This is a genomic window from Anaeromonas frigoriresistens, from assembly GCF_016820655.1.
Taxonomy (GTDB): Bacteria; Bacillota; Clostridia; order Tissierellales; family SIT17; genus Anaeromonas; species Anaeromonas frigoriresistens.
In genome coordinates this window covers 1-14,835 of the sequence record NZ_WSFT01000026.1, presented here as the reverse complement: position 1 = coordinate 14,835, position 14,835 = coordinate 1, and the positions used below count along the sequence as shown (strand labels likewise).

The window sequence follows — 14,835 nt, the reverse complement described above, 5'->3', positions numbered from 1 at the left end:
AAAAGGACTTAAGTTCGCTATCCGTGAGGGTGGAAGAACAGTAGGTGCTGGAGTAGTTAGTGAAATAACAGAATAATTTTTGACTATAAAGGCTAAAAGCTAGGTCTTCATTGACCTAGTTTTTTAGTGTTAAGTCATGATATGGCTTATATTGGGGAAGGATATTTTTATTGACATAAAATATTTTTTGTGATAGTTTATATAAGTACTATAGTTACTATTGGGTTATTATGCCCGAATATATAAATGGTTTATAGATATTAGGGCTAGGAGGTGTTTTTTAATGAGAGATAAAATAATTTTGGCCTGCACTGAATGTAAGCAAAGAAATTATACAACAACTAAGAATAAGAGATTACATCCTGATAGAGTAGAAATGAAGAAGTACTGTAAATTCTGTAAAACTCATACAAATCATAAACAAACAAAATAGTTTTAATTTCTTTTACTAAATTGATTAATCAAAGAGGAATTAGTCGATATTAATAAAAGTAAGGATGTGAGATGGCGTGGCAGCTCAAACTGAAACCAACAAAGGGGCTCTGAAAAAGTTAAAAACCTATTTTAGAGGCGTTAAAGCAGAAGTAAAGAAAGTGAATTGGCCGAATAGAAAAGAATTAATTAACCATACTGCTGTAGTTATAGCTTTATGTTCTATAGTAGGATTAATCATATGGTTATTCGATACTCTAGTAAGAGGCTTGTTATCATTTATAATTGGTTAATAAATTGTGAGGGAGGGAAGGACCTCTTATAGGTCCCGAAATCTATGACAGATATGTCAGATAAGGCCAAATGGTATGTAGTTCATACTTATTCTGGTCATGAAAACAAAGTTAAAGCAAACATAGAAAAATTAGTTGAAAACAGGGGAATGCAAGACATAATCACAGATATACTTGTACCTATGGAAGAATATGTAGAAGTAAAAGACGGTAAGAAGAAAGTAAAAGAAAGAAAGAAGTTCCCTGGTTATGTTATCGTCAAAATGCTGATAACAGATGAATCATGGTATCTTGTTAGAAACACTAGAGGTGTTACAGGCTTTGTAGGACCTGGTTCTAAACCTGTACCTTTAACTCCAGATGAGATTAAAAATATGGGGGTACAAGAAGCTCTGCCTCAGATTGATATCAAGATCAATGATTCTATAAAAGTAATATCAGGACCATTTGAAAATTTCATGGGTACTGTTAAAGAAATCAACAATGAAAAAAGAAAAATTAAAGTTTTTGTTTCTATGTTTGGAAGAGAAACTCTTGTAGAACTTGACTTTGATCAAGTAGAAAGCTTATAAAGAATATTAGTATTAACTAACTATTCTTTGATATAGACTTTATAAGTCGCAAGTGGGAGGGGAAACCCGACTAACCACAAAAAGATAAGGAGGTGTGACAGGTATGGCTAAAAAAGTTACAGCTGTAGTTAAGTTACAAATCCCAGCTGGTAAAGCAACTCCAGCACCACCAGTAGGTACTGCTTTAGGACCACACGGTGTTAACATTATGGGATTCTGTAAAGAATTTAATGCAAAAACTGCTGACCAACCTGGTATGATAATTCCAGTTGTTCTTACAGTATATCAAGATAGATCATTTTCATTTATAACTAAGACTCCACCTGTTGCTGTTTTACTAAAGAAAGCTTTAGGATTAGAGACAGCTTCTGGAGAGCCTAACAAGAAAAAAGTAGCAACAATTTCTCAAGATAAAGTTAGAGAGATTGCAGAAACAAAAATGCCAGACTTAAATGCAAATGACATAGATGCTGCTATGAGTATGGTAGCAGGTACTGCAAGAAGTATGGGAATCGTTGTAGAAGACTAATAATAAGTAGTAAATAAAGTGGGAGGTACAAACCGCTAATACCACAAAGGAGGATGTAAAATGGCTAAAAGAGGAAAAAAATACGATGAAAGTATTAACCTTATAGATAGAGAAGAATTATATGATGCTGATAAAGCTATTGAATTAGTTCAAGAAACTGCTAAGGCTAAATTTGACGAAACAATTGAATTAGCAATAAAACTTGGAGTTGATCCAAGACATGCAGACCAACAAGTTAGAGGTGCTATTGTATTACCTCACGGAACTGGTAAGACTAGAAAAGTTTTAGTTTTTGCTAAAGGAGATAAAGCTAAAGAGGCTGAAGCTGCTGGAGCAGATTATGTTGGATCTGATGAATACCTTGAAAAAATTCAAAAGGAAAACTGGTTTGAATTTGACGTAGTAGTAGCTACGCCAGATATGATGGGTGTTGTTGGTAGATTAGGTAGAGTGTTAGGACCTAAAGGATTAATGCCAAATCCTAAATCAGGAACAGTTACTTTTGATGTTGAAAAAGCAGTGAATGATATCAAAGCTGGTAAAGTTGAATATAGAGTAGACAAGACAAGTATAGTTCATGTTCCAATTGGCAAGAAATCTTTTGGTACTGAAAAATTAAAAGAAAACTTTGATGCACTAATGGGAGCTTTAATAAAAGCTAAACCAGCAGCAGCTAAAGGTAAATATCTAAGAAGTGTAGTTATATCAAGTACTATGGGTCCTGGGATAAAAATAAACGGACAAAAATTAATGGATAGATAAATTTGAATTTATCGTTGACATAAATGTTTTAACATGGTAGGATAATATATGGTGAAAAGTTAATAGACTAGCCGTAGACAGTAGGAACCCTAAGGTTTAAATATCCTACCGAGGTAGTACCGATTATGATTATTTAATTAGATGATTATATAAAGGTCTTCCTTGTCTATGGAAGACCTTTTAATATTATATAAAACCTTGATTCCTGATTTGAGGAGGTGGAACACGGATGAATAAAGTAATAGTTGAACAAAAGCAACAAGTGGTTCAAGAAATAAGAGATAAAATAAGTAATGCTAAGTCCGTAGTTTTAGTTGACTATAGAGGACTAAACGTAGACGAAGTAAGTGAACTTAGAAGAAAGTACTCTGAAGCTGGTGTTGAGTACAAAGTTTATAAAAACACTATGATGAGATTTGCTTTTAAAGAAGAAGGATTTGAAGAATTTACTAGCTACTTAAAAGGACCTAGTGCAATAGCTATTTCAACAGAAGATCCTGTAATAGCTGCAAGAGTTACTAATGATTTTGCTAAAGAGCATAAGAAATTAGAACTTAAAGCAGGGATAGTTGAAGGTGATGTTTTAAACTTAGAAAAAATCACTGCTATAGCTAACTTACCATCTAAGGAACAATTACTTACTCAATTAGTAGTAGGATTAAATGCTCCAATAGGTAAATTTGCTAGAACTATTCAAGCAATAGTAGATAAACAAGAAGGCGGAAATGAAGCCGCAAGTGAATAATAAAACTAAAAAGAAAATGGAGGTATTATAAATGAGTGAAAAAATCACAAATATAATAGAACAAGTTAAAGAGTTAAGCGTATTAGAATTATCAGATCTAGTAAAAGCTCTTGAAGAGGAGTTTGATGTAAGTGCACAAGCACCAGTAATGGTAGCAGGTGGAGGAGCAGCAGGTGGAGCAGCAGAAGAAGAGCAAACTGAATTTGATGTTATTCTTTCAAACCCAGGAAACTCAAAAATCAAAGTAATTAAAGTTGTTAGAGAGTTAACTGGATTAGGATTAAAAGATGCAAAAGGATTAGTTGACGGAGCTCCAGCACCTATTAAAGAAGGAATAGAAAAAGAAGCTGCTGAAGAAATGAAAGCTAAGTTAGAAGAAGTAGGAGCTACTGTAGAGCTTAAGTAATTTATTTAAATAAAAAGGTACCTTTAAAGGTACCTTTTTTTTAGTCAATAGGAAAGTGAAAATTAAACAATGTCACTTTCTATGTTAATTTAAATCAAAAAAATTAATAGAAAAATTTTCGTTAAACATTCAAGCTATCAAACTTGTCTTGACATATTGAATTCTGTGTGATAGTATTATAAAATGCCAAAGAGTAAAAAGTTGGCATAAAAATTGAATAAAAATTTTCCATTTGGAAATAGTATTATAGATATAATGAAAATTTTTCCACCAAAGGAGATTAATTACCTTTTGGAATTAGTTTTTATAAGGGGTGAATAATATGGTGCATCCTGTTTCGTATGGTAAACGGGTTAGAATGAGTTATTCAAATATTGATGAGGTGCTAGAACTTCCAGACTTAATTGAAGTTCAAAAAACGTCCTACGATTGGTTTGTAGAAGAAGGACTAAAAGAAGTGTTTGAGGATATATCTCCGATACAAGACTACACAGGAAATTTAGTTTTAGAATTTGTTGATTATTATGTGTCTGGAGAACCTAAATACGACATTGGAGAATGTAAGGAAAGAGATGCAACTTACTCAGCTCCATTAAAAGTTAAAGTAAGACTTATAAATAAGGAAACTGGAGAAGTAAAAGAGCAAGAAGTTTTTATGGGAGATTTCCCTCTAATGACAGACAGAGGTACTTTCATAATAAATGGAGCAGAAAGAGTTATAGTTAGTCAGTTAGTAAGATCACCAGGAGTATATTATTCTGAGGAATTTGATAAAACTGGTAACAAACTATACTCTGCAACAGTTATTCCTAATAGAGGAGCTTGGTTAGAATATGAAAGTGACTCAAATAACATCGTATATGTAAGAGTAGACAGAACTAGAAAATTACCTGTAACTGTGCTATTAAGAGCATTAGGTTATGGAAGTGACGCAGAAATTTTACAACTTTTAGGTGAGACAGAACACCTTTTAAATAGTATTGAAAAAGACAATACAAGCAATGAAGAAGAAGGTCTTCTGGAAATTTACAAAAGGTTAAGACCAGGAGAACCACCAGCTGTAGAAAGTGCTCGATCATTAATTAATACATTATTCTTTGATCCTAAAAGATATGATTTAGCAAAGGTAGGTAGGTATAAATTCAACAAAAAGTTAGCTATAAGCCAAAGAGTTATTAATAGAATTTCAGCTGATAATATTGTAAATGAAGAAACTGGGGAAATAATAGTTTCTAAGGATGAAAAGATTACTCGTAAAAAAGCAATGGAAATAGAAGCAGCAGGTATTAATAAAGTAGATATATTAACAGAGGAAAACAGAATAATTAAAGTTATTGGAAATCACTTTGTAGATGTAAAAGCTCTAGACTTACCTATATCATTAGAAGATTTAGGTATAAAAGAAAGAGTTTACTATCCAGTACTTAAAGAAATTTTAGATCAAAATACTAATGAAGAAGACTTAAAAGAAGCTATCAAAGAAAGATTTAGAGAATTATTGCCTAAGCATATAATAGTTCCTGATATAGTAGCTTCTATTAATTATGAGTTCAATCTTTTCAGTGGAACAGGAGAAACAGATGATATTGACCACTTAGGAAATAGAAGAGTTCGTTCTGTAGGAGAATTATTACAGAATCAATTTAGAATCGGTCTATCTAGAATGGAAAGAGTAGTTAGAGAAAGAATGACAATACAAGATATAGATATAGCTACACCACAAGCGTTAATTAATATACGTCCTGTAGCAGCTTCTATCAAAGAATTCTTTGGAAGCAGTCAGCTTTCACAGTTCATGGATCAAACAAATCCACTTGCTGAACTTACTCATAAAAGAAGAATGTCTGCACTAGGTCCTGGAGGACTTAGTAGAGATAGAGCTGGTTTTGAGGTTAGAGACGTTCACCCATCTCACTATGGAAGAATGTGTCCAATAGAAACTCCAGAGGGTCCTAACATTGGACTTATAAACTCACTAGCAAGTTATGCTAGGATAAACGAATATGGATTTATTGAAGCTCCTTATAGAAGAGCAGATAAAGAAGCAGTAAAAATGACTTTAGATATTGATTATTTAACGGCAGATGTAGAAGATCATTATATTGTTGCTCAAGCTAATGAACCTTTAGATGAAGAAGGTAAATTCTTAAATAAAAGAGTTGTAGTAAGAGCTATAAATGGTACTTATGATGTTGTCTCTAGAGAAGATGTAGATTATATGGATGTATCTCCAAAACAGATAGTATCTGTAGCTACAGCAATGATACCATTCCTTGAGAATGATGATGCAAACAGAGCCCTTATGGGAGCTAACATGCAACGTCAGGCTGTACCACTACTTAAATCAGAAGCACCAATAGTAGGTACAGGGATGGAATATAAAGCTGCTAAAGACTCTGGAGTTGCAATAGTTTCTAAAGTTTCAGGTATTGCATCAAAAGTAACAGCTAATGAAATTGTAATTAAAAGAGATGAAGATGGTCAATTAGAGACATATAAACTACTTAAGTTTAAACGTTCTAATCAAGGTACTTGCATTAATCAAAAACCTATTGTGAAAAAAGGTGAAAGAATAGAAAAAGGGCAAGTAATAGCTGATGGTCCATCTACTGATTTAGGAGAAATAGCATTGGGTAAAAATATGCTTATAGGATATATGACCTGGGAAGGTTATAACTATGAGGATGCTATTCTAATAAATGAAAATCTAGTAAAAAGAGATGCATTAACTTCTATACATATAGAAGAATACGAAGCGGATGCTAGAGATACAAAACTAGGTCCTGAGGAAATCACAAGGGATATACCAAATGTTGGTGAAGATTCTCTTAAAAACCTAGACGAAAGAGGCATAATTAGGATAGGTGCCGAAGTTAAACCAGGAGATATCTTAGTAGGGAAAGTAACCCCTAAGGGAGAAACTGAACTTACTGCAGAAGAGAGACTGCTTAGAGCTATCTTTGGTGAGAAAGCAAGAGAAGTTAGAGATACATCCTTGAGAGTACCTCACGGAGAAAATGGTATAATCATTGATGTTAAAGTCTTCAAGAGAGAAAATGGAGATGAGCTTTCACCTGGTGTAAACGAACTAGTAAGAGTATACATTAGTGCTAAGAAAAAGATTAATGTGGGAGATAAAATGTGTGGTCGTCACGGTAATAAAGGTGTTATATCTAGGATATTGCCTGAAGAAGATATGCCATTTTTACCAGATGGAAGACCGTTAGACATTCTATTAAATCCACTAGGGGTACCATCCCGTATGAACATTGGTCAGGTTCTAGAGGTTCATTTAGGAATGGCAGCTAAAGAATTAGGCTGGCATATAGCAACGCCTGTATTTGATGGTGCTAATGAAAATGATATATTTGATGTGCTGAAAGAAGCAAACCTTCCTGAAACAGGCAAGATACATCTGAGAGACGGAAGATCAGGAGAAGGTTTTGATAGTCCTGTTACAGTGGGATATATGTATATGCTTAAGTTACATCACCTAGTTGATGATAAAATACATGCAAGATCTACAGGTCCTTACTCCTTAGTAACTCAACAACCACTTGGAGGTAAAGCTCAGTTTGGAGGCCAAAGATTTGGTGAAATGGAGGTTTGGGCATTAGAGGCATATGGTGCCGCCCATACTTTACAAGAAATCTTAACGGTGAAATCTGATGATGTTGTAGGTCGTGTTAAAACTTACGAAGCCATAGTAAAGGGTGAAAATATCCCTGAACCAGGAGTTCCAGAATCATTTAAGGTACTTATTAAAGAACTTCAAAGTTTAGCTTTAGATGTTAAGGTGTTAACAGAGGGCGATAATGAGATAGAAATAAAAGAATCTGTTGATGATGAAGTAAGTAACTTAGATATTGGCTTAGAAAGTAATGAAGTAGAAAATGGAAATGAATAATTTTGGTATATAAATCTTTAAGGAAGGGAGAGAAAGCCCTTGTTTGAGCTTAATAATTTTGATTCGATAAAAATAGGCTTAGCGTCTCCAGAAAAGGTGAGACAGTGGTCTAAAGGGGAAGTTAAAAAACCAGAAACAATAAACTATAGAACTTTAAAACCTGAAAAAGAAGGTTTGTTCTGTGAAAAGATATTCGGACCTACAAAGGACTGGGAATGTCATTGTGGAAAATATAAGAGGGTTAGATACAAAGGCGTAGTTTGTGACAGATGTGGAGTAGAAGTTACAAAGTCAAAGGTAAGAAGAGAGAGAATGGGGCATATTGAATTAGCTGCCCCTGTATCTCATATTTGGTATTTTAAAGGAATACCTAGTAGAATGGGTCTCATTTTAGATATGTCTCCAAGATCTTTAGAAAAAATTCTTTACTTTGCTTCCTATGTAGTAATTGATCCCGGGGAAACACCTTTATCACCGAAACAACTCTTAAGTGAAAAGGAATATAGGGATACAATAGATAAATACGGAAGAAAATTTAGAGCAGGAATGGGTGCAGAAGCAGTAAAAGACCTATTAAACGCAATAAATCTTGAAGAAGAGTCAAAAGAATTAAAGATGATGCTAAAAGAAAGCTCTGGACAAAAGAAAATTAGAATAATAAGAAGATTAGAAGTAGTAGAAGCTTTTAGACAGTCAGGAAATAGACCTGATTGGATGATTCTTGATGTAGTACCTGTTATTCCACCAGACTTAAGACCTATGGTTCAATTAGATGGTGGTAGATTTGCTACTTCTGACTTAAATGATCTTTATAGAAGAGTAATAAATAGAAATAATAGATTAAAGAGACTTTTAGATCTGGGTGCTCCAGATATAATTGTTAGAAATGAAAAGAGAATGTTACAAGAAGCAGTAGATGCATTAATAGATAATGGTAGAAGAGGTAGACCGGTAACGGGACCTGGGAACAGACCTCTAAAGTCATTATCAGACATGCTAAAGGGTAAGCAAGGTAGATTTAGACAGAATCTTCTTGGTAAGAGGGTTGACTACTCTGGACGTTCAGTTATAGTTGTAGGTCCAGAACTTAAATTCTATCAATGTGGATTACCTAAGAAGATGGCTTTAGAATTATTTAAGCCTTTTGTAATGAAAAAGTTAGTTAATGATGGATTAGCTCATAATATTAAAAGTGCTAAAAGAATGGTTGAAAAAATAAGACCAGAAGTTTGGGGAGTATTAGAAGAAGTAATAAAAGATCACACTGTATTACTTAACCGTGCCCCTACTCTTCACCGTTTAGGTATTCAAGCATTTGAACCTATTCTAGTTGAAGGTAAAGCTATAAAGCTTCATCCATTGGTATGTACAGCATATAATGCTGACTTTGATGGTGACCAGATGGCTGTCCATGTTCCGCTATCAACTGAGGCTCAAGCCGAAGCAAGATTCTTAATGCTTTCTATAAATAACATTTTAGCTCCTCAGGCAGGAAATCCTATAACTACTCCTACTCAGGATATGGTATTAGGTGTTTATTATCTAACGATAGATGTGCCTGGAGAAAAAGGTGAAGGAATGGTATTTAAAGATTTTGATGAGTTATTACATGCTTATCAAAATAAACTAGTTGGACTTCATGCTAAAGTTAAAGTTAGAGTTAGATTAAACGATGAAGATAGAGGTCAATTAGTAGAAAGTACTGTAGGTAGATTCATATTTAATGAAAATATACCTCAGGATTTAGGAATGGTAGATAGAAGTGAAGATAAATATTCACTAGAGGTAGATGAATTAGTTACTAAAAAAGGATTAGGTCAGATTATTGATAAATGTTTTAGAAAACATGGAAACACAATCACATCTATAATGTTAGATCATATTAAAGATTTAGGATTCCATTATTCAACAATAGGAGCAATAACAATTGGTATCAGTGATATTATTATACCTGAAGCAAAGGAAAATCTAGTTTCTGAAGCAGAGGAGAAAATAGATAAGTATGAAAAAGCATTTAGAAGAGGTCTTATATCTGATGAAGAAAGATATGAAAAAGTTATAGAAGTTTGGACTAAGACAACTGAAGATGTAACTGATGCATTAATGGAAAACTTAGATAGATTAAATAACGTATTTATAATGTCTCACTCTGGAGCAAGAGGTAGTAAGAATCAGATAAGACAGTTAGCAGGTATGAGGGGTCTTATGGCCAATGCATCGGGTAAAACTGTTGAAATCCCTGTTAAATCAAACTTTAGAGAAGGCTTAACAGTATTAGAATTCTTTATTTCTACTCATGGAGCCAGAAAAGGTCTTGCTGATACTGCCTTAAGAACTGCCGATTCAGGTTACTTAACAAGAAGACTAGTTGACGTAAGTCAAGATGTTATTGTTAGAGAAACTGATTGCAGTACTGAAAAAGGCATTAAAGTAAAAGCATTTATGGATGGAAATGAAGTTATAGAAGAGCTATATGATAGAATAGTTGGAAGATATAGCTTAGAAGAATTATCTAACCCTGAAACAGGAGAAGTAATTGTAGGAGAAGATGATTTCATTAGTGACGATAAAGCAAAAGAAATTGTTGATGCAGGAATTAAAGAATTAAGAGTAAGATCTGCACTAACATGTGAAGCAAAACATGGTGTATGTGCAAAATGTTATGGAAGAAACCTTGCAACTGGTGGAAAGGTAGATGTAGGTGAATCAGTAGGTATTATAGCAGCACAATCTATTGGTGAACCAGGAACGCAGCTTACAATGCGTACATTCCATACCGGTGGAGTAGCTGGTGGAGATATTACTCAGGGTCTTCCAAGGGTTGAAGAGTTATTTGAGGCTAGAAAGCCAAAAGGATTAGCAATCATATCTGAAATTGCTGGTACTGTTTCAATAAATGAAACAAGAAAGAAGAAAGAAGTAATTGTAACAGGAGAAGATAAAGAATCAAAATCTTATACTATTCCTTATGGATCTAGAATCAATGTAAGACAAGGAGAAGAAATTGAACCTGGAGATGAGATAACCGAAGGATCAGTTAACCCTCATGATATTTTAAAGATAAAAGGTGTAATTGGAGTACAAAATTACATTGTTAAAGAAGTTCAGAGGGTATATAAGATGCAAGGTGTTGATATTAATGATAAACACGTTGAAGTAATAGTTAGACAAATGTTAAGTAGAGTTAAAATAGAGGATTCTGGAGATACGGACTTACTTCCAGGAAGTCTAGTTAATATATTTGATTTCCAAAATCAAAATGATAAGATCGAGGCTGAAGGTGGAGAACCAGCAGTAGGAAGAAGAGTACTCTTAGGAATTACTAAGGCTTCTCTAGCAACTGATTCATTCTTATCAGCCGCATCATTCCAGGAAACAACTAGAGTATTAACAGATGCAGCTATAAAAGGTAAAGAAGATCACCTATTAGGACTTAAAGAAAACGTAATAATAGGTAAACTTATACCAGCAGGAACAGGAATGAGAAGATATAAGTCAATTGCAGTAAGTACTCCAGATGGACTGATAGAAGAACCAGGAGAAAACACTGAAGAAAATATAGAATTATAAATCTTGACAGTCTGATAAAGTGATGTTACAATATTTGAGTGTGTAAATTTGATAGTTGACTTTTTGATATGGACGAAGATTATGGGGCATTATCTGTCTCATAATCTTCTCGATATTTAAAAAGGAGGAAACTTAATTGTTATCTGGACTGAATGACAAGAATAAAGTAGTTGGAAGTAAACAGGCTAAAAGATTTTTAGCAAAAGATGCTGTAAGTAGTATATATATAGCAAAAGATGCAGATCGAAAAGTTACTGATGAATTAATTCAGATAGCTAATGAAAAGTCAGTAGAAGTTATTTTCATAGATAGTATGAAAGAACTGGGAGAAGCCTGTGAAATTGATGTTAATGCTGCAACAGTAGCAATATTAAAGTAAGTATTGGAAGGAGGTGCCTAGATGCCAACAATTAACCAATTAGTAAGAAAAGGTAGAAAGAAAGTAACTAAGAAATCTGACTCTCCACATTTAAATGTAGGATTCAATTCTCTTAAGAAAAAAACTACTAAAATGAGTTCTCCACAAAAGAGGGGAGTTTGTACAGCAGTTAAAACTGTAACACCTAAAAAACCTAACTCAGCTTTAAGAAAAATTGCAAGAGTTAGACTTACAAATGGTCATGAGGTAACAGCTTATATTCCAGGAATAGGTCATAATCTTCAAGAGCACAGTGTTGTTCTTATAAGAGGAGGAAGAGTTAAAGACTTACCTGGTGTAAGATATCACATTGTTAGAGGTACATTAGATACAGCTGGTGTTGATACTAGAAGACAGTCCAGATCTAAGTACGGTACTAAGAGACCAAAGCAATAAAGTAGTATTATGGTATTAGCGCGGAATGTAATGCTATGATTCCTAAGGAAAAAATAGCTTCATATACATTATGTGCACCACGGTGATTATGTCATCGAGTACCTAAGAATTAATCTTGATTATTAAGGAGGGAAGCGAAGTGCCAAGAAAAGGTCATATTCCAACAAGACATGTAATGGAAGATCCTATCTATAACGATAAGGTCGTAACAAAATTAATCAACTCAATTATGCTAGATGGTAAAAGAGGAGTAGCTCAAAAGATTGTTTATGGAGCATTCGATATTATTAAAGAGAAAACAGGTGAAGAGCCACTTGATGTATTCCACAACGCTTTAGAGAATATTATGCCTGTATTAGAGGTTAAAGCTAGACGTGTGGGTGGAGCTACTTATCAAGTGCCTATTGAAGTTAGACCAAAAAGAAGACAAACATTAGGTCTAAGATGGTTAACAACTTACTCTAGAAAAAGAGGCGAAAAAACTATGAGTGAGAAATTAGCTAAAGAGTTAATGGATGCTGCTAATAACACAGGAGCAAGTGTTAAGAAAAGAGAAGATACTCATAAAATGGCAGAAGCTAATAAAGCATTTGCACATTATAGATGGTAATAAAAGATTAAAAATTGCTTAAATAGGGAATATATTATATAGAAACAAAGCAGCAGAAAGGAGGAGGCAATTATGGCAAGAGATTATCCATTAAAAAGAACACGTAATATTGGAATAATGGCTCACATTGATGCAGGAAAAACTACTGCAACAGAAAGAATATTATTCTATACAGGAAAAGTTCACAAAATAGGGGAAACTCATGAAGGTGCTTCACAGATGGACTGGATGGAACAAGAGCAGGAAAGAGGAATTACAATAACTTCTGCTGCTACGACAGCCTTCTGGAAAGATCATAGAATCAACATTATTGATACACCAGGACACGTGGATTTCACTGTTGAAGTTGAAAGATCACTACGTGTTCTTGACGGATCAGTTGCTATATTTGACGCGAAGAGTGGTGTTGAGCCACAATCAGAAACAGTTTGGCGTCAAGCAGATAAATACGGAGTACCAAGAATGTGTTTCGTAAACAAAATGGATAAAATGGGTGCAGACTTTTACATGTCTGTTAACTCAATGATTGAAAAGTTAAAAGCAAATGCTGTGCCGATTCAGCTTCCTATAGGAGCTGAAGAAAAATTTATAGGTATTATAGATCTTATCAATATGAATGCTAAGATATATAATGATGAACTTGGTATTGAGATTGAAACTGTTGAAATACCAGCGGAACTTATGGATAAGGCTAAAGAATTCAGAGAAAATTTAATCGAAAAAGTTTCAGAAACAGATGAAGAGTTAATGATGAAATATTTAGAAGGTGAAGAAGTCACTACTGAAGAATTAATGAATGGTATTAGAAAAGCTACTATAGCAAATGAAATAGTACCTGTTCTATGTGGTTCAGCATATAAAAACAAAGGTGTTCAATTATTAATTGATGCAATTGTTGATTACATGCCAGCACCAATAGATGTACCTGCAATTAAAGGTATTCTACCTGATAGTGATGAAGAAGCTACAAGACCATCTTCTGACGAAGAGCCATTTAGCGCATTAGCATTTAAAATAATGACAGATCCATACGTAGGTAAACTTGCTTTCTTTAGAGTTTACTCAGGAATTATGGAATCTGGTTCATATGTTTTGAACTCTACAAAGAATAAAAGAGAAAGAATTGGACGTATCCTTCAGATGCATGCCAATAGTAGAGAAGAGATAAATCAAGTTTATGCTGGAGATATTGCAGCAGCAGTAGGACTTAAAGGAACTTCAACTGGTGATACATTATGTGATCCAGATAATCCAATTATATTAGAATCTATGGAATTCCCTGAGCCTGTTATCTCTGTAGCTATAGAGCCTAAAACTAAGGCAGGTCAAGAAAAGATGGGTATCGGTTTAGCTAAATTAGCAGAAGAGGATCCAACTTTCAGAACATATACAGATGAAGATACAGGACAGACAATCATTTCTGGTATGGGAGAACTTCACTTAGAGATTATCGTTGATAGACTTCTAAGAGAATTTAAAGTAGAAGCTAATGTTGGTAACCCACAAGTTGCATATAAAGAGTCAATCACTCAATCAGCAGATGTTGATTCTAAATATGCTAAGCAGTCTGGTGGTAAAGGTCAATACGGTCATGTTAAGCTTAGAATTGAACCATTAGAGCCTGGTTCAGGATATGAATTTGTTAATCAAATTAAAGGTGGAGCTATTCCTAAGGAATACATCCCTGCAGTTGATCAAGGAATTCAAGAAGCGGCTCAAACAGGTATCTTAGCAGGATATCCGGTATCTGACTTTAGAATTACATTATATGATGGATCATACCATGAGGTTGACTCATCAGAGATGGCATTTAAAATAGCTGGATCTATGGGATTCAAAGATGCTATGGCAAAAGCTAAACCTGTTATATTAGAACCATATGAAAAGGTAGAAATACTTATACCTGAAGAGTATATGGGAGACGTAATGGGTGATGTTAACTCAAGAAGAGGTAGAATTGAAAACTTTGAAGATAGAAAAGGTGTTAAGGTTATAAATGCTTATATTCCACTATCAGAAATGTTTGGATATGCTACAGACTTAAGATCTAATACTCAAGGTCGTGGAAACTATTCAATGGAATTAGACCACTTTGAAGCAGTGCCAAAGAGTATAGCTGAAGAGATTATAGGTAAATAATATATAATATTAAGGAGGAATTATAATGGGTAAGGCTAAATTTGAAAGAAGTAAGC

14 protein-coding genes and 1 other annotated feature are annotated in these 14,835 nt (G+C 34.0%); all 14 genes read left to right on the top strand.

What is annotated here, in order from left to right; all coding sequences use genetic code 11:
* Window positions 1–76 (top strand): EF-Tu C-terminal domain-related protein (locus GOQ27_RS17440; protein WP_203365289.1); only part of this gene is annotated, 76 nt, incomplete at its 5' end.
* A 207-nt stretch (window positions 77–283) separates the two neighbouring features.
* Window positions 284–433: a 50S ribosomal protein L33 gene (gene rpmG / locus GOQ27_RS06040; protein ID WP_203365942.1), complete on the top strand. Its 150-nt coding sequence runs from the start codon at window positions 284–286 to the stop codon at window positions 431–433.
* A 76-nt stretch (window positions 434–509) separates the two neighbouring features.
* On the top strand, window positions 510–725 hold the full coding sequence (secE, locus tag GOQ27_RS06035) for a preprotein translocase subunit SecE (protein ID WP_203365941.1): 216 nt from the start codon (window positions 510–512) through the stop codon (window positions 723–725).
* Window positions 726–769: 44 nt separating this feature from the next.
* Window positions 770–1,297, top strand: a complete 528-nt coding sequence (gene nusG, locus GOQ27_RS06030; RefSeq protein ID WP_484477105.1) for a transcription termination/antitermination protein NusG — start codon at window positions 770–772, stop codon at window positions 1,295–1,297.
* A gap of 103 nt (window positions 1,298–1,400) precedes the next feature.
* Complete coding sequence (gene rplK / locus GOQ27_RS06025) at window positions 1,401–1,826, top strand: 50S ribosomal protein L11 (protein ID WP_203365939.1); 426 nt, start codon at window positions 1,401–1,403, stop codon at window positions 1,824–1,826.
* A 60-nt stretch (window positions 1,827–1,886) separates the two neighbouring features.
* Complete coding sequence (rplA, locus tag GOQ27_RS06020) at window positions 1,887–2,588, top strand: 50S ribosomal protein L1 (RefSeq protein WP_203365938.1); 702 nt, start codon at window positions 1,887–1,889, stop codon at window positions 2,586–2,588.
* A 53-nt stretch (window positions 2,589–2,641) separates the two neighbouring features.
* Window positions 2,642–2,781, top strand: a sequence feature (ribosomal protein L10 leader region).
* A 36-nt stretch (window positions 2,782–2,817) separates the two neighbouring features.
* Entirely contained in the window at window positions 2,818–3,333 is a 516-nt protein-coding gene (gene rplJ / locus GOQ27_RS06015; protein WP_203365937.1) for a 50S ribosomal protein L10, read from the top strand.
* A 31-nt stretch (window positions 3,334–3,364) separates the two neighbouring features.
* Window positions 3,365–3,739, top strand: a complete 375-nt coding sequence (rplL, locus tag GOQ27_RS06010; protein ID WP_203365936.1) for a 50S ribosomal protein L7/L12 — start codon at window positions 3,365–3,367, stop codon at window positions 3,737–3,739.
* A 322-nt stretch (window positions 3,740–4,061) separates the two neighbouring features.
* Window positions 4,062–7,646 (top strand): DNA-directed RNA polymerase subunit beta, encoded by a 3,585-nt coding sequence (gene rpoB, locus GOQ27_RS06005; RefSeq protein WP_203365935.1) that lies wholly within the window; start codon window positions 4,062–4,064, stop codon window positions 7,644–7,646.
* Window positions 7,647–7,685: 39 nt separating this feature from the next.
* Window positions 7,686–11,216, top strand: a complete 3,531-nt coding sequence (gene rpoC / locus GOQ27_RS06000) for a DNA-directed RNA polymerase subunit beta' (protein ID WP_203365934.1) — start codon at window positions 7,686–7,688, stop codon at window positions 11,214–11,216.
* Window positions 11,217–11,352: 136 nt separating this feature from the next.
* A complete protein-coding gene (locus GOQ27_RS05995) occupies window positions 11,353–11,595 on the top strand; it encodes a ribosomal L7Ae/L30e/S12e/Gadd45 family protein (protein WP_203365933.1) in 243 nt (80 codons plus the stop codon).
* Window positions 11,596–11,616: 21 nt separating this feature from the next.
* Window positions 11,617–12,030: a 30S ribosomal protein S12 gene (gene rpsL / locus GOQ27_RS05990; RefSeq protein WP_203365932.1), complete on the top strand. Its 414-nt coding sequence runs from the start codon at window positions 11,617–11,619 to the stop codon at window positions 12,028–12,030.
* 139 nt (window positions 12,031–12,169) lie between these two features.
* Complete coding sequence (gene rpsG / locus GOQ27_RS05985; protein ID WP_203365931.1) at window positions 12,170–12,640, top strand: 30S ribosomal protein S7; 471 nt, start codon at window positions 12,170–12,172, stop codon at window positions 12,638–12,640.
* Window positions 12,641–12,712: 72 nt separating this feature from the next.
* The gene (gene fusA / locus GOQ27_RS05980) at window positions 12,713–14,779 is read left to right on the top strand and encodes an elongation factor G (RefSeq protein WP_203365930.1); all 2,067 of its coding nucleotides are present in this window, start codon (window positions 12,713–12,715) and stop codon (window positions 14,777–14,779) included.
* The last annotated feature ends 56 nt before the right edge of the window (window positions 14,780–14,835 follow it).